The following is a 19998-nucleotide window of genomic DNA, read 5'->3' as shown; positions in this document are numbered from 1 at the left end:
GGGGCCGTGGTTGCAGCGCGCAATGGCCCTACAATCGCCGCCCGGTCTTGACGTCGAAAAGATGAGCACAGGCGCGATCGATCTCGATCCGCATCTGCGCGCCTTGCTTCAGCGCAAGCCGCTCGCGGAAAAGGCAGGAGATTTCTTCGCCGGCGCAGTCCACCCTGGCGAAGATTTCCGAACCCGTGGCTTCCAGAAGCACGATTGTGCCGGCGATACCCTGGGTGCTCGTCGCACGGATATGTTCGGGGCGGATGCCGTAGATGAGTTCGCCCCCTGTGGCGTGCGCGGGGTGGATGCCTTCCGGCAGCGGCAGGGTCAGTCCACCGTTGCTGCGGAACACGCCTTCCTCGATGTGGCCGCGAACAAAGTTCATCGCCGGCGAGCCGATGAAGCCGGCAACGAAGAGATTGGCCGGAGTGTCATAGAGGTCGAGCGGCGCGCCGATCTGCTCGACCAGGCCGTCATGCAGCACGACGATCTTGTCGGCCATGGTCATGGCCTCGATCTGGTCATGCGTGACATAGATGGTGGTGGTGCCCAGCCGCTGGTGCAGCGCCTTGATCTCGCCACGCATCTGGACGCGCAACTTGGCGTCGAGGTTGGAGAGCGGCTCGTCGAACAGGAAGACCTGCGGGTCGCGCACGATCGCCCTGCCCATGGCGACGCGCTGACGCTGCCCACCGGAAAGCTGGCGTGGGTAGCGGTCAAGCAGCTTGTCCAGGCCAAGGATGCCGGCGGCCCTGCCGACGCGACCAGCGGTGTCGGCCGGATCGGCTTTCTTGATCTTCAGGGCAAAGCCCATATTGTCTGCTACCGTCATATGCGGATAGAGCGCATAGTTCTGGAACACCATGGCGATGTTCCGGTCCCGTGCCCGCAGATTGTTGACGATGCGCTCGCCAATGGTGATCTTGCCGCCCGAGATGGTTTCAAGCCCGGCAATCATGCGCAGCAGCGTCGACTTTCCGCACCCCGACGGCCCAACCAGGATGACGAACTCGCCATCGGCGATATCGACGCTGACATCGTGAATGATCTTGGTGGCTCCGAAAGCCTTCTGGACGTTATTGATTGTTACCGATGCCATTGGATTTCTCCGAAAATAGAGTGATGTCCGGCCACGCGCTCAGCCGCCCTTGACGGCGCCGGCGGTCAGCCCGGCGACAATCTGCCTTTGCGCGAACATGGTCAGCACCAGCACCGGCAGTGTCACCACAAGTGCTGCTGCAGCGAGCGGCCCCCAGCTCACCTGCTCGTAGGAAAGCATGTTGTAGACGGCGACCGGCAGCGTCCGCGTCTCGCGGCTGGCGAGCACTATGCCGAAGACGAAATTGTTCCATGAGAAGATGACGGACAGGATGAAGGCGACGACGATGCCCGGCTTGGCGATGGGCACGGCGACCAGCCGGAACACCTGCCAGGAGCTGGCGCCGTCAATATTGGCCGCCTCTTCCAGTTCCATCGGCGTGGTCTCGAAGTAGCCGATCATCACCCAGACCACGATCGGCACCGTCACCACCAGATGGATGATGATCTGCGGCCACAGCGTGCCGAGAATGCCGACCCATTGGAACAGCAGGAACAGCGGGATGAGGTAGGAAAGCCCCGGCGTCATGCGGGCGATCATGATGACCACCGCCGACCGTTCGGCCTTGAGCCGTGCGATGCCATAGCCGGCCGGCACGCCGATCAGCAGCGCCAGCAGCGTTGCGGTGCCCGTCACCAGAACGGAATTCCAGAAATAGAGCAGGAAATTGTTCTCCTCGAACACCTTTGCATAGTTCGACCAGGCGAGATGTTCGGGGATCAGGATCGGCGGATAGGCGCCATTGTCGATCTCGAATTTCAGCGACAGCGAGATCATCCAGAGGAAGAACAGGATCGCCGGCGAGACGAAGACCAGAGCCGCGAAGAACAGCCCGATCTGGTTGAGCAGCCGTGAACTCATCTATTTGCCCTCCACGCCGATCCATTGGGAGCGCTGACGCAGCATCAGGAGGATGAAGGACAGAGCGACGATGACGATGAAGAACACCACGGCCATGGCCGAGCCGTAGCCGATGTCATAGTAGGAGAAGGCGGTGTTGTAGAGGTAGATGTTGATGGTTTCCGAGGCCGTGCCCGGTCCGCCCTGGGTCATCGCGTAGATGATATCAAAACTCTTCAGCGCATCGATGGTGCGGATGATCATCGCGATCATCAGGAACGGCGCGATCATCGGCAAGGTCAGGTAGCGGAATTGCTGCCAGGCGTTGGCGCCATCTATCTCGGCGCTCTCGAAGGGCTCGCGCGGTACGGACGCCAGGCCGCCCAGCACGATCAGCATCACCAGCGGCGTCCACTGCCAGGTCTCGACTGCAACCAGTGAAGGGATGACCATGTTGGCGTTGAAGATCCATTCCTGCGGCGGGATGCCGACCAGCGACAGCAGGTAGTTGAGCACGCCGAGCTGGGGGTGGAACATCATGGTCCAGACCAGCGCCACGGCGACCGGCGTTGCCATCATCGGCATCACGAAGACGCCACGCAGCAGGCCGCGCAGCGGAAATTTGGCGTCGAAAATCAGGGCCGCGACGGTGCCGAGGAACATCGGCGCGGCAACCGAGAGAAAGGTATAACTCAACGTATGGACAAGCGATTCCCAGAAGCGTTGGTCGACCGCCAGCCGCAGATAGTTTTCCATCCCGGCAAAGCTTCGCTCCTGGCCGAGCGTCCAGCGGTTGACGCTCATCCACAGCGTGAAAGCCCAGGGAAAGACGATCACGGCGCTGACGACGACGAGCGCCGGAACGACGAAAGGCCAGTAGTTGGGAGCCAGCCGGACGGTCTGGCTCCCTTCGATGGCTTGCGTCGTCACCCCGGCGCGTTCTGGGGTGGTGGCGGTCATCAGCCTTGCTCGCTCCTGTCGAGGACCGGCTGGAATTGCTCGGTGGCCTTCTTCAGTTCCTCTGCCGGATCGGCGCCTGCGATCAGGTTGGTCAGCGCCACGCCATAGATGTCGCGGAACTCGGTGACCGGGATGATGACCGGCAGCGACAGCCGGCTGACATTGCCGGAGCCGACCACGGCGTCGAGCCAACTCGCCGGCATGGTGACGCCTTCGCGCACCTTGGGATCTTCAAGCACCGATTTGCGGAACGGCACGCCGGCGCCTGCCTGCAGCAGGCGCGCGCCCATGGAAGGCGAGATCGCCCACTGGCAGAACAGATAGGCGGCCTCCTTCTTTTCGCTGGTGGCCGTCACGCCGAGGCCGTCGCCAAAGGTGCCCGCGGCGTGCGCCTTGGGGCCCTTGGGCATGACGCCATAGCCGACCTTGCCGACCACCCGCGACTTTTCCGGATTTTCCATCGGCGGGGCAAAGCCCACGCCATCGAACCACATGCCGATCTTGCCTTGCAGGAAGGCGGATTGTGCTTCGGCCCAGTTGAAGCCGGTGACGCCCGGAGGCGCGGACTTGGTCATCAGCCGTTGGTAGAGGCTGGCGGCCTCGATCGCCTCGGGCGACGTCGTACGCAGCTTGCCCTTATCGTCGAGCGGCGTCATGTCGTAGCCGAGCATGAGCGACGTCCACACCGGTGTGTTGGCATTCTTGAGGCCGCGGGCAACGAAGCCGTAGGTGTTGGTCGATGGGTCGGTCAGCGCTTCGGCGGCGGCCACCAGCTGCTCGAAGGTCTCGGGATATTTGAGGCCCTTGGCCTCGAACAATTCCTTGTTCCAGTAGACGATCCAGTAGTCGACCGAGAACGGCAGCGAGCGCAACACGCCCTGGCCATCCTTGGCGAACAGCATGCCGGCATCGGCGAAGTCGCTTTCGACCAGCCCGGGATCGGTGAGGGTGGGGTCGGCAAGATAGCCGGCGATGTCGGCCAGCCAGCCGCCCTTTTCGAATTGCCGCTTCTGCACGTGGTAGCTCAGATGCACGACGTCGAAGCTCGGCTTGCCGGAGCTCAGCTCGATCACCGTCTTCTGGCGCTGCTGCTGTTCCGGCGTCGCCTCGGCATTGACCTTGATCCCGGTCAGTTCCTCGAACTCGGCGAGATATTTTATGATGGTGTCGCTGCGCGGGCTTTTCACCAGATTGACGTCGATCGTGGTGCCGGCAAAGCGCTTCCAGTCGACGCCGGCGGCAAAGCTCGGACGAATGCCCGCAAGGCCAGCGGCGGCAAGTGCGGCGGTTCCCTGAAGGAGTTGCCTCCTGGTGGGGTTGAACAGATTGGACGACATTTCTTCCTCCCGGTTGTTGTCGTTATAAATTGCGCCACGGACCGCAGCGCGGCTCATGCTTCCTTAGATCTGGAGCGCCAGCCGGCGCGCATTGTCGATATGCAGGCTGATCGCCTCGACCGCCTTCTGCGGATCGCGGCTCTCGAGCGCTTCGATCACTGTCAGGTGCTCGCGCATGACCGGCACGACGCGCCCGTCGATGCGGAAACGCTCCTGGTGGATCAGGCGTATCTTTACCGAATTGACCAGATAGGCCTTGGCGATGATCTCGTTGCCAAGCGCGTCTATGAAGCTGTCGTGCATGGCCCAGTCGATATTCTGGGCCTCGGCTTCCACTTCCGTCGTCGGGGTCTGCGCCAGCGCCCGGGCCAGCATGTCTTCATGTTCGCGTCGCAGGCGGGCGAGTTCGGCATCGGATGCGGTGGTGGTGAACAAGGCCACTGCTTCGCGCTCCATGAACAAACGGAACTGGAAGGCCTCGCGGATCAGGCTGATGTCGATATGAGCGATCTGCATGCCACGCTGCGGAATCGTCGTCAAAAGTCCTTCGGCCTCGAGACGCGGCACGATTTCGCGGATGGCGCCGAGCGTCAGCCCGGTAAAGGCGACCAGTTCGCGTTGCGACACGAACTGGCCCGGCCGCAGGTCGCGGGCCAGCAAATGCCGCGTGAAGCTGGCATAAGCTTTTTCCCTTAGGGTCGCCGGTTCGCTGCTATCGTCCATTTCAGCGCGCTTCCTTTTGCCGGTCAGGCCGGCTCCGTCGCGAACAGCCTGTCATAGGCAGCCACAAGCTGCTGTTGTCCCTGGGAAGCGATCGGCTCCAGGGGCGGACGAACCGCCAGCCAGCGCTCGTCGCCGGTCTTGCGTGCCACCATGACCTTCACCGCCGGTATGACCGGAAATTTGAGCAATTCGAGCACGAAACTCTCGACGCGGGCATCATCGCGGCCGTCTTCGGCCATGGCGCGGATTTCGCCGGTGGCGAAATTGGCCATGCCGGAGATTGCGCCTTGCGCACCAATTCGCACCGCGCGCGCCAGATGCCGTTCGTCGCCGATCAGGATCACCAGATCGCCATGGGCGCCAAGCAGCGCCTCACTGTAGCTCCAGTTCCCGCCGGAATCCTTGACCCCGGCGACCACGTCAGGAAAAGCGGTGCGCAGGCGGCCAATGAGGCTGAGCGACAGCTGCACCATGGTGACCGAGGGGATGTTGTAGAGGAGCACGTCACGGGCGAGGGGGCCAAGCGCGGCAAACACGGCCGAAAACCAGCCGAAAAGACCGTCATCGCCGACATTCTTGAAGTAGCTCGGAGGAGCGAGGAGAATGTTGCGGGCGCCGCGTTGCAAGGCATGTCGTGCCTGTTCGGCGGCGTCTTCGGCAGCGTCGACCAGCACGCCGGCAACGAGTTGATGCGGCAGAATGCCGGCAGCCAGCATAGAGTCAGTCACCGACCGCCGTTCCACCGCACCCACCGACGCGCCTTCCCCGGTGGTCCCGAAAAGCGTCACGCTGCCGCAGCCCTCGGCCAGGCAACTCCTGGCCTGGGCGACCATGGGGGAAATGGCGATCTGCCCGGAGGCATCGAAAGGCGTGGCGAGGGCGGCCGAAAGGCCAAAGCGTAATGTCACCGGGAGGTCTCCGAGAAGAAGTTGGTGAGCAGTGGTATCACACTAACATGTTAGTAGTAAATACGGTTGATGAGATTTTTGGAAGCGCAGGCTGCCAGCCTTCCGCAATCACGCCACAGCCCAACGACTCGGTCATGTTTCGACCGCGGCGGAGCTGTCTTGCCAGCTGGCGCCCAGCAGTCTCCATGGTGTGCGGCGCCCAGCCTTCCGTGATCGCGCCATACCCAATTCCCTGGCCTCTGCTAGCTTGTTCCTTGGCGGACGTTTTCCGCCCGGCCGGCGCCTATTAGGCATTACCCCCACCCGCCCCCCTGTGGCGCCGGCCAACTTCCTCCTTCTCAAACCGTCGTGTGCGCCTTTGTGGGCAGGGCGAGAGATATCTGTGAGGAAACCCGACAGGGCATAGCGGATGCCTTGCACCGAATATTAGTTTTGGCGCATGTAATGTCAGCCGGCAGTGGCCACTACCGGTCAGGCCCGGTAGTCGAGACCCCAACCCTTGGCTCCCGGGCCGTTTTGGTGTCGAGCGATCACGCGCAACCGCATCCTGGACCGAAGAAATTTGCCGGGTTTCTGCTGGATTGTGGCAAGCTCGAAGTTTCAAGAACCTCCGAAAACCAGCGAGACATTCCCCCCGGCGTGACGTTCCAGCCGGCCGGCAAGGTCGAGTTCCAGCAGCACCATGGAAACCTGGGCGGGATGCAGGCCGGTATGCCTGATGATCTCGTCCACCGCCACGGGCGTCGGACCGAGCACATCGAGGACACCGGCGCGCTCGTCCTCGCCGGGAGGTGGGGTTGCTGAAAAGTCCGGCGGCTCTTCCAGCGGCGCTGTCCTTGGCACCCGCGCGCCGGCCAGCGGTGCGATGGCGCCGGAAACATCTGATCCCTCGGTGACAAGGGTGGCGCCGTCCTTGAGCAGGCCATTGGTGCCGGCGCAGCGTGGATCGAGCGGCGAGCCGGGGACGGCAAAGACCAGCCGACCCATCTCGCCGGCAAGCCTGGCGCTGATCAGCGAGCCCGAGCGCTGCGCCGCTTCGACCACCACCAGCCCAAGCGCCATGCCGGCAACAAGGCGGTTGCGGCGTGGAAAATCCTGCGCTCGCGGCTGCCAGCCGAACGGCATTTCCGAGACGATGGCGCCGCCATGCTCTGCGATCTCGTTGCACAGTCCAATATTTTCGGGCGGGTAGGGGAGATCAAGACCGCCGGCCAGCACGCCGATCGTTCCGGTCGACAGGCTGCCCCGATGCGCTGCCGTGTCGATGCCGCGCGCCAAGCCGGAGACGATGCCGTAGCCATCGCGGCCGAGATCCGCCGCAAGCATCCGCGCCATCTTGATGCCGGCCAGCGAGGCATTGCGGGCGCCGACAATGGCAATCGCCGGCAGACGGAACACCGCGCCTTCGCCCTTGACCGCCAGCAGCGGCGGCGGATGGTCCATGTTTTTCAACAGCGCAGGATAGTCGACCTCGCCGATGCCGACGAAGCGGGCGCCAGCTCGCCCGGCGGCTTCCAGTTCTGCCTCGGCCTCAGCAATGGAGGGAACGCGGACGATCCGTTTGGCGCCGCCTGAAATCAGTAGCTCGGGCAGGATCTCCAGCGCCGCCTCGGCCGAACCGAAGCGGTTGATCAGGTCGCGAAAGGAGGCCGGGCCGACATTCTGGGTGCGGATCAGGCGAAGCCAGCTCAGCCGCTGCCGGTCGCTGAGGCGTGACCCAGCGGCAGGCTTGCTCACCCCTTGGCTCCGATCTTGCCCTCACTGCCGGCAAGCAGCCGCGTGATGTTGGCCCGGTGTTTTATGATGACGATCAGGCTCATCACCGCGAACAGGCCGGCAATCTCAGGCGTACTCAGAAAGTAGAGCGCGATCGGCACGACGACCGCAGCCGTCAGCGCTGCGAGCGAAGAGTAGCGGAACAGGAAAGCAATCGCCAGCCAGACAAGGCCGAAGATCAGCGCCACTTGCCACGAAAGGCCGATCAGCACTCCGAGATAGGTGGCCACGCCCTTGCCGCCCTTGAAACCGAGCCACACCGGGAAGAGATGGCCGAGAAAAGCGCCGAGGCCGGCCCAAAGCCCAAACTCCGGCGCAAAATAGCCGGCAATCAGCACAGCCGCCGTACCTTTCAGGGCGTCAAGCAGCAGCGTCGCTGCGGCCAGACCCTTGTTGCCGGTGCGCAGCACGTTGGTGGCGCCGATGTTGCCGGAGCCGATCTTGCGCACGTCGCCGAGCCCGGCGGCCCGCGTGATCAACAGCCCGAACGGAATCGATCCAAGCAGATAGCCGAACACCAACGCCAAGACGAGGCCATAAGCCATTGTTTCCCCTCGCATTTCCTCGGCCGACAGATCGACGCATAGCGCGCCGGAGCCAGCCTAGGTTGAAAACACTGTGCGGCCCGCAACCAGTGTTTGCAAGACCTTGCCCTGCAGCCGCGCGCCTTCGAAACAGGTGTTTTTCGAGCGTGAACGAATGCCGCTTTCGCTGACGATCCATGGCTCGTCCAGATCGACAAGCGCGAGATCGGCTACCGCACCCGGCTTCAGCGTTCCGCCGGGCAGGCCGAACAGCCTTGCCGGTGCGGTCGACAGCGTCTCGATCAGCCTGAGCAGTGTCAGGTCGTCATTGTGATAGAGCCGTAGCGCTGCGCCCAGCAGCGTTTCCAGCCCGATGGCGCCGGCCGCCGCGTCGGCGAAGGGCAGGCGCTTGGTGTCGACATCCTGCGGGTCGTGCGAGGAGACGATGATGTCGATCGTGCCGTCCTTGACCGCCTCGATCATCGCCAGCCGGTCTTCTTCGGCGCGCAGTGGCGGCGTCAGCCGGAAGAAGGTGCGGTATTCGCCGACATCGTTCTCGTTCAGCGACAGATTGTGGATCGATACGCCTGATGTGACATTGGCGCCATCGGTTTTCGCCCGCGTTAGCGCCTCGGCCGCCATCACCGTCGAGATCTTGGCCGCGTGGTAGGCGCCGCCAGTCAGTCGCGCCAGCGCCAGATCGCGTTCCAGCGGGATGGATTCGGCCTCGCGCGGAATGCCGGCAAGACCGAGCCAGGTGGCATAGAGGCCTTCGTTCATCACCCCTGACGAGGCGAGGTCGGCATCCTGGATCTCGTGCGCGATCACGCCACCGAAATCGCGCGCATAGGTCAGCGCGCGGCGCATCACCAGAGCGCTGGCAATCGTGTGCCGTCCGTCGGTGAAAGCGACCGCGCCGGCCTCGCGCAGCAGGCCGAACTCTGTCATCTCGCGGCCAGCAAGGCCCTTGGTGATCGCCGCGGCGGGAAAAATGTTGACGACGGCCGTATCCTTGGCGGTGCGCAGCACGAATTCGACCAGCGCGACATTGTCGATCACCGGGTCGGTGTCTGGCATCATGACGATGGAGGTGACGCCACCGGCTGCCGCCGCAACGCTGGCCGAGGCAATCGTCTCGCGATGTTCGCCGCCCGGCTCGCCAATGAAGACACGTGCGTCGATCAGGCCGGGGATAACAGCCTTGCCGGCGCAGTCGATGACGGTTGCACCCTCGGGGGCGCCCTGGTTCAAGGCCGCCTTGCCGGCGGCAACGATCCTGCGGCCCTCGACAATGACCGTGCCGACTTCATCGATGCCGCGCGACGGGTCGACGATCCTGGCGCGATTGAAGACCGTCGTGCTCATGCGCCGCGGCCCTCATCGTTGCGGCGGGGGTCGAGCAGTGCTTCCATGACCGCCATGCGCACGGCGACGCCCATCTCGACCTGTTCCTGGATGACGCTCTGCGGACCATCGGCGATCTCCGAGGCGATCTCGACGCCGCGGTTCATCGGCCCGGGATGCATCACCAGCGCGCCGTCCTTGGCCGCTTTCAGCTTCTCGGCATCGAGGCCGAAATAACGGAAATATTCGCGCACAGAAGGCACGAAGGCGCCCTCCATACGTTCGCGCTGCAGGCGCAGCATCATCACCACATCGGCGCCCTTGAGGCCCTCGGCCATCGAGCGGGTGACGATCACCCCCATTTTCTCGATGCCGGTCGGCAGCAATGTCGAAGGTGCGACGACGCGTACCTGGGCGCCGAGTGCGTTGAGCAGCATGATGTTGGAGCGCGCGACACGCGAATGCAGGATGTCGCCGCAGATCGCCACGATCAGCTTCGACAGCGGACCCTTGGCGCGGCGAATGGTCAGAGCGTCTAGCAGCGCCTGTGTCGGGTGCTCATGGGCGCCATCACCGGCATTGACCACCGAGCAGCCCACTTTCTGGGCGAGCAGTGCCGCTGCACCTGCCGACTGGTGGCGGATGATCAGGATGTCGGGGCGCATGGCGTTCAGCGTCATCGCCGTGTCGATCAGCGTCTCGCCCTTCTTCACCGAAGAGCTTGCCACAGACATGTTCATGACGTCGGCGCCGAGCCGTTTGCCGGCCAGTTCGAACGACGATTGCGTGCGGGTCGAGGCCTCGTAGAAGAGATTGATCTGGGTGCGGCCGCGCAGTGTCGAGGTCTTCTTCTCGGACTGCCGCGAGATCGCAACGGCCCGATCCGCCCGGTCGAGCAACAGCTCGATGTCTGCGGGGGAAAGATCGCGGATGCCCAGAAGATGGCGGTGGGGATAGAGCGGCAGGGACGAAGCGTCAGTCATCTCAAGGCGCTGCTATAGGGCGCAGACCTTTTGCCCGCAAGCGTCGACATTGGATTGCTGCATTTCTCCCCGGTATTTTCGTCGCGCGCGTCGCATTGCTTGGGCTATATCTAGCCGATGGCTTCGGATTCGTAGCCTGCTGATGATAAGGACAGGTGCGTGACCGATGACGTGACCAACCAGCCGCCGCCGCTGGCAGGCGGCAACGCCTGGCGGGGCGATCCATTGCTGATCCAACTCGCCGAGCGCTTTTCCGATCCGGTGCGCAAGGATCTCGACAGCCTCGGCCGTTTCGTGTTGACGCATGAGGCGCAGGAACTGGCCCGCCTCGCCAATGTCGAGACGCCGAAGCTCAGGAGCCATGACCGCCAGGGCCGCCGCGTCGACCAGGTCGAGTTCCATCCAGCCTATCACGCGCTGATGCGCCGCTCGGTGGCCAACGGGCTGCATTCGTCGATCTGGGAAAATGGCGATGCCGAGGTTGGCCGCCGCCATCAGGTGCGCGCCGCGCGCTTCTATCTCACCGCCGAACTCGAGACCGGGCATCTGTGCCCGATCACCATGACCAGCGCTTCGCTCGCTGCGCTGATGGCAAGCCCAAAGCTCTTTCGCGAATGGGCGCCCAGGGTGACGACGCGCAAATATGACCAAAGCCAGAAGCCGCCGGTCGAAAAGACCGGGTTGACGCTCGGCATGGGCATGACCGAGAAGCAGGGCGGCACCGATGTGCGCGCCAATGTCACTCGGGCCGAGCGCGCCGGCAGCGGATTTTATCGCCTGACCGGCCACAAATGGTTCATGTCGGCGCCGATGTCGGACGCGTTCCTGGTGCTCGGCCAAGCGCCGGAAGGGCTCTCGTGCTTTCTGGTCCCGCGCATTCTCGGTGACGGATCCGGCAACGGCTTCCGCTTCCAGCGGCTGAAGGACAAGCTCGGCAACCGCTCTAACGCGTCGTCGGAAGTGGAGTTCGTCAACGCCATCGGCGAGATGGTCGGCGAGCCAGGAGCTGGCGTGAAGACGATCATGGATATGGTGACGCTGACCCGGCTCGACTGCGCCGTCGCCTCGTCGGCGATCATGCGTGCCGGCCTGGCCGAGGCTGTCCACCACACCCGTCATCGCCAGGTGTTCGGTGCAACGCTGATCGAGCAGCCACTGATGCAGCGCGTGCTGGCCGACATGGCGCTCGATGTCGCCGCCGCCACCGCGCTGTCGTTCCGGCTGGCGCGTTCCTTCGACGAGGCGGCCAGCGACCGCGGCGAGGCGGCGTTTGCCCGCGCCATGACGCCAGTCGTCAAATACTGGGTCTGCAAGATCGCGCCGCCGCTGCTCTATGAGGCGATGGAATGCCTCGGCGGCAATGGCTATGTCGAGGAAGCGCCGCTCGCCCGCTACTACCGTGAGGCCCCGGTCAACGCGATCTGGGAAGGGTCGGGCAATGTCATGGCGCTCGATGTGCTGCGCGTGCTTGGCCGCGCGCCGGGCTTGTTCGAGGACGTGCTGGCCGGCATCGACCGCGATCTTGGGGCCGGCGGACGCGGCACCATCAGCGTGCTCAAGGCGGCGATGCAGGTCGCGGCAACCGACGAGGGGTCCGCTCGTCTGCTCACCGAGCAACTAGCCTTGTCGGCTGCTGCAGCGGAATTGCGCCGGCTGGGGGCAGGGCGGATCGCCGATGCATTCGTCGAGACACGCCTCGCCGGCCAGTGGCGCAACACCTACGGCATGCTCGATTCGCGCCACGACGCGCGCATGATCATCGACACGCTCTATCCGCCGATCAACTAGCTCGCTGCGCGAGGGGTTTTCGCGCCAATTTAATGCGCTCTGTGGATAGCTGTTAACCTTAACAAATGGTTTCCGTTGCAGCGGCAGGCGGCAAAGCCCACTGTCTTTCCTATCAAAGCAGGAACGCCATGCGGCACATTCTGACCTCTTTTCTGGCCTTGCACTGGGCAGTCGTTTTCGCCCTGCTGGCGTTCATCTGTATCGACGGAAACCGCGGTGTTGCGGCAGCACTTGGCGTGCTGGGCGTTGCCGTCCAGGATACCCATTTCGTCGATCTCGAAAACGCCGTCGTCGTGGCACCGCTCGCCATGGCGCTGCTGGTCGTGGCGGTGTTGTTCTGTTGGGCCTTTGTCGAGACCTTGGTTAACGTCGCGACCAGTCCGGACGCCGCCGACAGTGTCGTGCGGATCGCCTTCATTTCCGCGTCCGGCGTGTTGTCGCTGATCGTGATCGGCGGCGCCGCGCAAGGCATCAACGGGCTGTTCATGGTTGTCGCCGTGCAACTGGCGGCACTTCTGGCGTCCTATGTCGCCATGCTTGCCGAGCGGCGGTCGGTATTTGCCACGGCGGTTGCTGCCGACAGTGAAATCCGCGCCGCTGCCCATACCATGGCAAAAGGAGCAGCGCACGGTTCGTTGCTCTCTCGCATTTCCGGTCGACCGGATTTGGGGGATGGCCACTGATGCGCACTCTGTTCGCACTGTGGGCGGCTCCCATGGCTCTGTTCTGGGGCTGGTTCTACCTGTCGCTCAACGACATCAATTTCGGCTATGTAATGTTGAGCCGCCAGTTGCACGACCTCGTGTTCCAGCTCTACGGCCAGATGCTGGGCATCGATCCGGCAATCATTCCGGGCATGGTGGCAAGAGCCTGCGTCTTCGACGGGTTCCTGTTGATGGCGCTGTGGGCGTTCCGCCGCCGCCGCAAGATTGCCGCCTGGATCAGGAAGCGGTGGATGGATCAGGTTCCGCCCGAGCGCCTGCAGCGAGCGACTGAAGACGGTCCAAGACTCCCTGCAGAATAAAGGCGGCTGCCGCAGAATCGATCTTGCCGGCGCGCTTCTTGCGCGAGAAATCCATCTCGATCAGCGTCCGCTCGGCCGCGACCGTCGACAGCCTCTCGTCCCAGAGCACGAAGGGCAGGTCGGTCATGCCAGCCATGTTGCGGATGAAGGCGCGGGATTTCTGGGCGCGGGGGCCCTCCGACCCATCCATGTTGACGGGCAGGCCGAGCACCACCGCGCCGACATTGTCCTTCTGCAGCAACGCAAGCAGCGCCGCTGCGTCCAGCGAGAATTTCTTGCGCATGATGACCGGCCGCGGATGGGCGAAGGAAAAGCCCCGGTCGGAAACCGCGACGCCGATCGTCTTGTCGCCGAGATCGAGCCCGGCCAGCGTCTTGCCGCCGCCAAGCCGTGCCGGCAATTCCTCGATGGTGATGATGGCCAATGGCGTTCCCTCGGCTTACAGCGTGCCCTTTTTGACGCGCAAACGACGCTGTAACACTTAAATCTGCAAACACTTTAATTTGCACATGGCCCCAGGCGAAAACCGATTCCGGTTTTCGAGGGCATGCGCTAGCGTGCCGGCGTTCTATCCCCGGGCGAAGCAAAAATCGAGGAACGCATTGATGAAATTGACATGGTACGGACATTCGGCCTTCCGCATCGAAACCGCAGGGGCGACCATCCTCATCGACCCCTATCTGATCGGCAATCCGTCATGGACGGGGGGTTGGGAGGGGCCTGCCGAAGGGGTCACGCACGTCCTGTTGACCCATGGCCACAGCGATCATGTCAGCGGCGCGGTGGAAGTTTTGAACAAGAGTGGTGCCATGCTGGTCGCCAATTTCGAGATCTGCATGTACCTGGTCGGCAAGGGCGTCAGCGACAAGAAGATCAATCCCGGCAATATCGGCGGCACTGTCGATTGCGGCGCCTTCACCACTACGTTCGTCCAGGCGCTGCACTCGTCATCGTTCCCGGGTGACAATGGCCAGAACACCTATCTCGGGAATCCGGGCGGGCTGGTCCTGCATTTTCCTGAGGAAAAGACGCTCTACCATATGGGCGACACCGACATCTTCTCCGACATGGCGCTGATCAACGAACTGCACGAGCCGAAAATCGGCATCGTGCCGATCGGCGACCGCTTCACCATGGGGGGTGCCGTGGCAGCCCTTGCCTGTCGCCGCTTTTTCCGCTTCGATACGGTCGTTCCTTGTCACTTCGGCACGTTTCCGATCATCGACCAGACTGCCGAAAAGTTCGAGGCGGGATTGGATGGATCGGGTGTCGAGGTCGCGTCGCCGAAAATAGGGCAGACCATCACACTGTAGAGAAATGGAATAAAACCATGGCCTTGAGACAATCTCTTTGCATTTCTATGCTGGTTGCGGCGTCTCCTGCACCCGCCGCGGAGGATTTCATCGAGGGTGTCTATCTCCAATCCCAGGAGCTTTGCGCACAAGCCAAGAAGGAGACGCTGCAGAAACTGATCGAGGCCGGCAATATCGTGCTGTCGGCTCACGGCCTGGAAAGCATCGAGTACAATTGCGAGTTCCTTCAGGTCACCAAGGCGACACTCTCGCCGAGCTGGGCGGTGACCGCCATTTGCCAGCAACCGGACTACGTTTTTCCGGACGTCCTGTCGGTGACGCAAATGAACTCCAAGCAGATTGATCTGGTTTCCGTTCGCCCAGCCGATGACGAAGGCGAGCAGAGCGGCAACAGCGGCAGCTATTTCCTCTGCGATGGCGTCGCGTTGCCATAGGATGAAGGCTCGCGGAGAAGACGGTAGAGCGCGTGCGCAGCGAGCGTGAGCCGATGGCAATCCTGAAACGAGCGAGGTCGCTTCTCGGCTTGAAGCGACCTGTGTTCCAGAAGCTCGAGCTGCATGTCGCGCATGGCTGCAACCTGTCCTGCGAAAGCTGTTCGCATTATTCCAATCATGCTCACGCGGGCACCGTCTCGCTGGAGGATGCGGACTGCTGGATGGGGCTATGGAGCCGGCGCGTATCGGTTACGCGGTTTTCGCTGCTTGGCGGCGAACCCACCATCCACCCTGAGTTGCCGCGTTTCGTTGGGCTGGTGCGACGACATTGGCCGGACACCCGCATCGAAATCGTCAGCAACGGTTTCTTTCTGCATCGCCACCCGACGCTACCGGCCATCCTTGCCGCAGATCCGGCCGCTCGCCTGGTCATCTCTGTCCATCACGATGCGCAAGAGTATCGCGACAGGTTGAAACCGGTCTTCGCGCTGCTGGAGGCATGGCGGCGGGACCACGGCGTTGTCGCCACGATCCGCCCCGCGCACAAGAACTGGACCCGGCGCTACGAGGGATTTGGCGAAAAGATGCTGCCTTTCGAGGACAGCGACCCTCGCGCCAGCTGGGATATATGTCCGGCCCGCCATTGCAAGCAGCTTCATGAAGGACGCATCTGGAAATGCGCGCCGCTGGCCTATCTGCCGATGCAGAAGGCAAAATATCGTCTCTCCGGAAAATGGGATGCCTATCTCGGCTACGAACCGCTTGGCCCCGACTGCTCTCGCGCCGAGCTGCAGGCCTTTGCTGAACTGGAGGACGAGGCGGCCTGCGGCATGTGCCCGGCGAAGGAACGCCTTTTCGAATTGCCGGTTCCGTTGCGCATGCCGAAGTCCAGACCCAGCCCCGTGGTGTAAGTCCCAGCACGATGCATGTTGCGCGGCACGCGCCGCGCCGCTATAGCGCGAGCTGGTTTTCCCAAAGGCAAAGATATGTCCGTTGATCTTCAGACAGTGAAGCGCGTTGCGCGTCTCGCCCGCATTGCGGTGAGCGAGGAGGATGCCGAGCGCATGACCGGCGAGCTGAACGCCATTCTGGGCTTCGTCGAGCAGTTGAACGAGGTCGATGTGTCCGGTGTCGATCCGATGACTTCGGTCACCCCGATGGAGATGAAGAAGCGCCAGGACATCGTCACCGATGGCAGCAAGACCGCCGATATCGTCGCCAACGCACCGGCCACCGAAGAGAATTTCTTCCTCGTTCCGAAGGTCGTGGAGTAACGCGCCGATGGCAATCGAGATCGCCGTCGAAACGCCGCTGCAGGATGACGTGCGCGGGCTGGTCCACGAGCTCAACGCCACGCTGCTTGAACTGACGCCGCCTGAGCATTGCTACCACCTGACCGTCGAGCAGATGGCCGGCGAGGACACGACCGTGTTCATCGCCCGCGACGATGGGCTGGCAATAGGCTGCGGGGCGCTGAAGCGCCACGACGGCGCCATAGGCGAGGTCAAGCGGATGTACACGCGGCCTTCGCATCGCGGACGCAAGGTCTGCGCCAAGATCGTTGAGCGGGTCGAGGCGCTGGCGCGCAACGAAGGGCTTAAACGGCTGGTGCTGGAAACCGGCGACCGTCATCCGGCAGCCTGGGCCGTCTATGAACGTGCCGGCTTCTCGCGCTGCGGCCCGGTGCTGGACTATCCCGATTCCGAATGGTCGGTGTTTTACGAAAAGAGTCTTGCCTGATGAGCGACCTGACCCAGCTGACGATTTCGCAGGCCCGCGCCAAGCTGCGCGCCAAGGAGATCACCGCGACAGAGATCACCGAAGCCTATCTCCAGGCGATCGACCGCGCCAATCCGACGCTCAATGCCTATATCGTCGTCACCGGCGACAAGGCGCGCGACATGGCCAAGGCCTCAGACGCCAGGCTGGCGAAGGGCGACGGCGGTTCGCTGGAAGGCATCCCGCTCGGCATCAAGGATCTGTTCGGTACCGAAGGCGTCCACACCCAGGCCTGCAGCCATGTGCTGGATGGTTTCAAGCCGCGTTACGAATCGACCGTCACCGCCAATCTGTGGGCCGATGGCGCCGTCATGCTGGGCAAGCTCAACATGGACGAGTTCGCCATGGGCTCATCCAACGAGACCTCCTATTATGGCCCGGTGATCAACCCGTGGCGGCGTTCGCGCCTCGACACGGTGGTGATGCCGACGACGCATCAGGGCGATGGCGGGTTTGTCTCGGCGGGTGGCACGAGGACCGCGCGCACGCTGGACAATGCCCAGCTTGTGCCGGGCGGCTCGTCGGGCGGCTCGGCCACGGCCGTCTCGGCCTTTCTCTGTGCCGGCGCCACCGCGACCGACACCGGCGGCTCGATCCGCCAGCCCGCCGCCTTCACCGGCACGGTCGGCATCAAGCCGACCTATGGCCGCTGCTCGCGCTGGGGCATCGTCGCCTTCGCCTCGTCACTCGACCAGGCCGGGCCGATCACCCGTGACGTGCGCGACTCCGCGATCCTGTTGAAATCGATGGCCTCGGTCGATCCGAAAGACACCACCTCGGTCGACCGGCCAGTGCCGGACTACGAGGCGGCGATCGGCAAGCCGATGAAGGGCATGAAGGTCGGCATCCCCAAGGAATACCGCGTCGACGGCATGCCCGAGGATATTGAGGCTCTGTGGCAGAAGGGTATTGCCTGGCTGAAAGATGCCGGTGCCGAGATCGTCGATATTTCGCTGCCGCACACGAAATATGCCTTGCCGGCCTATTACATCGTCGCGCCCGCGGAAGCCTCGTCCAACCTCGCCCGCTATGACGGCGTCCGCTACGGGTTGCGCGTACCGGGCAAGGACATTGTCGACATGTATGAGAAGACCCGCGCCGCCGGCTTCGGCCGCGAGGTCAAGCGCCGCATCATGATCGGCACCTATGTGCTCTCGGCCGGCTATTACGACGCTTACTATTTGCAGGCGCAGAAAGTGCGCAACCTGATCAAGCGGGACTTCGAGAACGTGTTTGCGGCCGGCGTCGATGTCATCCTGACGCCGGCGACACCGTCGGCCGCCTTCGGCATCGCCGACGAGGACATGGCCGCCGATCCGGTCAAGATGTATCTCAACGACATTTTCACGGTGACCGTGAACATGGCCGGCTTGCCGGGCATTGCCGTGCCCGCCGGCCTCGACGCCAAAGGCCTGCCGCTTGGCCTGCAGCTGATCGGCCGGCCCTTCGACGAGGAAACGCTGTTCCAGACCGCCCATGTCATCGAACAGGCGGCCGGCACATTTCAGCCTGAGAAGTGGTGGTAGAATCGCTCCTCATCTGATCGGGTGAGGGATGTTCTTCTATCTGTCCAAGATCTTCTGGTTCTTCATCCAGCCGCTCAACCTGGCCATTTTTTTGCAATTGGCTGGCTTGTTCGCCGGATTGATCGGCCGGCGGCGGCTGGCGGCCATCGGCAGCGTGCTGGCCTTCCTGATGCTTGCGCTTTCGGCCTGGACCTCGCTCGGCGCCATGATGCTCAATCCGCTGGAGGAGCGCTTTCCGCGGCCGCCGCTGCCGGAAAAAATCGCCGGCATCGTCGTGCTCGGCGGCGGCTTCGAGGGCTCCATCAATCTGGTGCGCGGCGGCTACGAATTGAACTCCGGCGGTGACCGTATGGTCGAGACCGCGATCCTCGCCCGGCGCTTTCCCGAGGCGAAGGTGGTTGTCTCGGGCGGCAACGGCGAACTGTTCCTCGACGGCGAGGGCGACGCTACCACCGCACCGCGCCTGCTCACGGCGCTTGGCGTGACGGCCGATCGCCTGGTCCTCGAGAGCAAATCGCGCAACACCTATGAGAATGCCGTCTTCACCCGTGAACTGGTAACGCCGAAACCGGGCGAGACCTGGCTGCTGGTGACCTCTGCCTTCCATATGCCGCGCGCCAAGGCGCTGTTCGACAAGGCTGGTTTTTCGACCATTCCCTGGCCGGCCGACTACCGCACATCAGGCAAGGAAGGCATCGGCATTTTCCGCGACAATGCCGCCGATTCGTTGCAGGCCACGACGATGGCCACCCGTGAATGGATCGGTCTCTTTGCTTACTGGCTGTCGGGCCGGATCGATCAACCTTTCCCAGGACCAGGCGGCTGACCGATCACCGCCTGTCTGGCCGCGGAGAAGAACTGGCGGCGTACCAGCACCGCCAGCAGCAGCAGTGTCGATAGCACGAACACCATCGGGTCGACGAACCAGCCGAGATAGGCGATCGAGAAGAACACGCCGCGGAGGCCGGAATTGAAATGCTTGCCGGCCAGCATGTTCATGCGCGCCGCGCGCCAAACCGCCATTTGCGTAACCGTATTTCGCGCTGCTTCGCCATGCGGGATCGGCACCGCGCCGATCAGGATCGAGCAATAGTTGAAGAGCCGGTAGGCCCAGCCGAATTTGAAGAAGGCAAAGGCCAGGATCAGCACCAGTCCGAACACTTTCACCTGGAAGGCGGAGCGGGATGATGTCGCGCCCAGCGGCAGATCGCTCAAAACCGTTAGAACCTGGTCGGAAGCGCCCAGCAGCGCAAAACAGCCGCCGAGCGCGATCAGGGAGCTGGAGGCGAAGAAGGCGGTTCCCTGCTGCAGGCCGCTCATGATGGCGGTGTCGACGATGCGGATCTCGCGCTCGGCCATGGTCCGCATCCAGGCTTCGCGCTGCGCATTCATGGCCGTGGTCAGCGATATGCGGCTGACCAGCTTCCCGTCGGAGGCGAGCGTATGCAGCACCCACACCACAAGGAAGAAAGCCAGCGCCGCCAGATCGGCCGTCGACAGGTGGAAGGAATCGCCCATGCGTTCCTTTTACCACAAGCAGAGCAGCCGCTTCGATGCCCCGGAATCAATCGGCGTTCAGCGATCATGTCGCTGCCGGAGCAAACAAGGTCGGCAGGTGTTGCGCCGCGATCCTCAAAAGAGCGGAAACA

Annotated in this window: 22 protein-coding genes; 10 read left to right on the top strand and 12 right to left on the bottom strand. The window is 63.2% G+C overall.

Annotated features, from left to right (window positions below; translation table 11 throughout):
* Positions 1-28: 28 nt before the first annotated feature.
* From LHFGNBLO_RS24145 to LHFGNBLO_RS24100, 10 genes are all read right to left on the bottom strand, one after another.
* Entirely contained in the window at positions 29-1090 is a 1062-nt protein-coding gene (locus LHFGNBLO_RS24145; protein WP_258601820.1) for an ABC transporter ATP-binding protein, read from the bottom strand.
* A gap of 39 nt (positions 1091-1129) precedes the next feature.
* Complete coding sequence (locus LHFGNBLO_RS24140) at positions 1130-1951, bottom strand: carbohydrate ABC transporter permease (RefSeq protein WP_258601819.1); 822 nt, start codon at positions 1949-1951, stop codon at positions 1130-1132.
* Positions 1952-2890 (bottom strand): carbohydrate ABC transporter permease, encoded by a 939-nt coding sequence (locus LHFGNBLO_RS24135; RefSeq protein WP_258601818.1) that lies wholly within the window; start codon positions 2888-2890, stop codon positions 1952-1954. It lies immediately after the preceding gene.
* Positions 2890-4227 carry an ABC transporter substrate-binding protein gene (locus LHFGNBLO_RS24130; RefSeq protein WP_258601817.1) on the bottom strand — a complete coding sequence of 446 codons (1338 nt, stop codon included), beginning with the start codon at positions 4225-4227 and terminating at the stop codon, positions 2890-2892. Before LHFGNBLO_RS24130 ends, LHFGNBLO_RS24135 begins: the two co-directional genes overlap by 1 nt.
* A 63-nt stretch (positions 4228-4290) precedes the next feature.
* A complete protein-coding gene (locus LHFGNBLO_RS24125; protein WP_258601816.1) occupies positions 4291-4950 on the bottom strand; it encodes a GntR family transcriptional regulator in 660 nt (219 codons plus the stop codon).
* Positions 4951-4973: 23 nt separating this feature from the next.
* Positions 4974-5858 carry a dihydrodipicolinate synthase family protein gene (locus LHFGNBLO_RS24120; RefSeq protein ID WP_258601815.1) on the bottom strand — a complete coding sequence of 295 codons (885 nt, stop codon included), beginning with the start codon at positions 5856-5858 and terminating at the stop codon, positions 4974-4976.
* Positions 5859-6458: 600 nt separating this feature from the next.
* Positions 6459-7595 carry a DNA-processing protein DprA gene (gene dprA / locus LHFGNBLO_RS24115; protein WP_258601814.1) on the bottom strand — a complete coding sequence of 379 codons (1137 nt, stop codon included), beginning with the start codon at positions 7593-7595 and terminating at the stop codon, positions 6459-6461.
* Positions 7592-8179, bottom strand: coding sequence for a glycerol-3-phosphate 1-O-acyltransferase PlsY (gene plsY / locus LHFGNBLO_RS24110; protein ID WP_258601813.1), 588 nt, complete (start codon positions 8177-8179; stop codon positions 7592-7594). The genes dprA and plsY overlap by 4 nt, the downstream gene beginning before the upstream one ends.
* A 57-nt stretch (positions 8180-8236) precedes the next feature.
* Positions 8237-9523, bottom strand: a complete 1287-nt coding sequence (locus LHFGNBLO_RS24105) for a dihydroorotase (RefSeq protein WP_258601812.1) — start codon at positions 9521-9523, stop codon at positions 8237-8239.
* The gene (locus LHFGNBLO_RS24100; protein ID WP_258601811.1) at positions 9520-10485 is read right to left on the bottom strand and encodes an aspartate carbamoyltransferase catalytic subunit; all 966 of its coding nucleotides are present in this window, start codon (positions 10483-10485) and stop codon (positions 9520-9522) included. The genes LHFGNBLO_RS24105 and LHFGNBLO_RS24100 overlap by 4 nt, the downstream gene beginning before the upstream one ends.
* A 159-nt stretch (positions 10486-10644) precedes the next feature.
* Here LHFGNBLO_RS24100 and LHFGNBLO_RS24095 point away from each other — a divergent pair, with 159 nt between their 5' ends.
* The 3 genes from LHFGNBLO_RS24095 (at position 10645) to LHFGNBLO_RS24085 (ending at position 13297) form a co-directional block, all read left to right on the top strand.
* Positions 10645-12273 (top strand): DNA alkylation response protein, encoded by a 1629-nt coding sequence (locus tag LHFGNBLO_RS24095; protein WP_258601810.1) that lies wholly within the window; start codon positions 10645-10647, stop codon positions 12271-12273.
* Between the two features lie 128 nt (positions 12274-12401).
* Entirely contained in the window at positions 12402-12956 is a 555-nt protein-coding gene (locus LHFGNBLO_RS24090) for a hypothetical protein (protein WP_258601809.1), read from the top strand.
* Entirely contained in the window at positions 12956-13297 is a 342-nt protein-coding gene (locus tag LHFGNBLO_RS24085) for a DUF6105 family protein (protein WP_258601808.1), read from the top strand. Before LHFGNBLO_RS24090 ends, LHFGNBLO_RS24085 begins: the two co-directional genes overlap by 1 nt.
* On the opposite strand, the gene ruvX is transcribed toward LHFGNBLO_RS24085, so the two are convergent.
* Positions 13215-13721 (bottom strand): Holliday junction resolvase RuvX, encoded by a 507-nt coding sequence (gene ruvX, locus LHFGNBLO_RS24080; RefSeq protein WP_258601807.1) that lies wholly within the window; start codon positions 13719-13721, stop codon positions 13215-13217. The two genes, LHFGNBLO_RS24085 and ruvX, sit on opposite strands and share 83 nt — an antisense overlap.
* A 181-nt stretch (positions 13722-13902) precedes the next feature.
* Here ruvX and LHFGNBLO_RS24075 point away from each other — a divergent pair, with 181 nt between their 5' ends.
* The 7 genes from LHFGNBLO_RS24075 (at position 13903) to LHFGNBLO_RS24045 (ending at position 19175) form a co-directional block, all read left to right on the top strand.
* Positions 13903-14610, top strand: coding sequence for a metal-dependent hydrolase (locus tag LHFGNBLO_RS24075; RefSeq protein ID WP_258601806.1), 708 nt, complete (start codon positions 13903-13905; stop codon positions 14608-14610).
* Between the two features lie 17 nt (positions 14611-14627).
* Positions 14628-15044 carry a hypothetical protein gene (locus LHFGNBLO_RS24070; RefSeq protein WP_258601805.1) on the top strand — a complete coding sequence of 139 codons (417 nt, stop codon included), beginning with the start codon at positions 14628-14630 and terminating at the stop codon, positions 15042-15044.
* 53 nt (positions 15045-15097) lie between these two features.
* Positions 15098-15955, top strand: coding sequence for a radical SAM protein (locus LHFGNBLO_RS24065; protein ID WP_258601804.1), 858 nt, complete (start codon positions 15098-15100; stop codon positions 15953-15955).
* Positions 15956-16030: 75 nt separating this feature from the next.
* The gene (gene gatC / locus LHFGNBLO_RS24060; RefSeq protein ID WP_258601803.1) at positions 16031-16318 is read left to right on the top strand and encodes an Asp-tRNA(Asn)/Glu-tRNA(Gln) amidotransferase subunit GatC; all 288 of its coding nucleotides are present in this window, start codon (positions 16031-16033) and stop codon (positions 16316-16318) included.
* 7 nt (positions 16319-16325) lie between these two features.
* A complete protein-coding gene (locus tag LHFGNBLO_RS24055; RefSeq protein ID WP_258601802.1) occupies positions 16326-16784 on the top strand; it encodes a GNAT family N-acetyltransferase in 459 nt (152 codons plus the stop codon).
* Complete coding sequence (locus LHFGNBLO_RS24050) at positions 16784-18349, top strand: amidase (RefSeq protein ID WP_258601801.1); 1566 nt, start codon at positions 16784-16786, stop codon at positions 18347-18349. Before LHFGNBLO_RS24055 ends, LHFGNBLO_RS24050 begins: the two co-directional genes overlap by 1 nt.
* A gap of 28 nt (positions 18350-18377) precedes the next feature.
* Entirely contained in the window at positions 18378-19175 is a 798-nt protein-coding gene (locus LHFGNBLO_RS24045) for a YdcF family protein (RefSeq protein WP_258601800.1), read from the top strand.
* On the opposite strand, the gene LHFGNBLO_RS24040 is transcribed toward LHFGNBLO_RS24045, so the two are convergent.
* Complete coding sequence (locus tag LHFGNBLO_RS24040; RefSeq protein WP_258601799.1) at positions 19148-19867, bottom strand: DUF599 domain-containing protein; 720 nt, start codon at positions 19865-19867, stop codon at positions 19148-19150. The genes LHFGNBLO_RS24045 and LHFGNBLO_RS24040 overlap by 28 nt on opposite strands.
* Between the last annotated feature and the right edge of the window lie 131 nt (positions 19868-19998).

Source organism: Mesorhizobium sp. AR10 (genome assembly GCF_024746795.1).
GTDB lineage: Bacteria > Pseudomonadota > Alphaproteobacteria > Rhizobiales > Rhizobiaceae > Mesorhizobium.
Note: the sequence above shows the minus strand (reverse complement) of the source record. Positions and strands in the feature narration are given on the sequence as shown.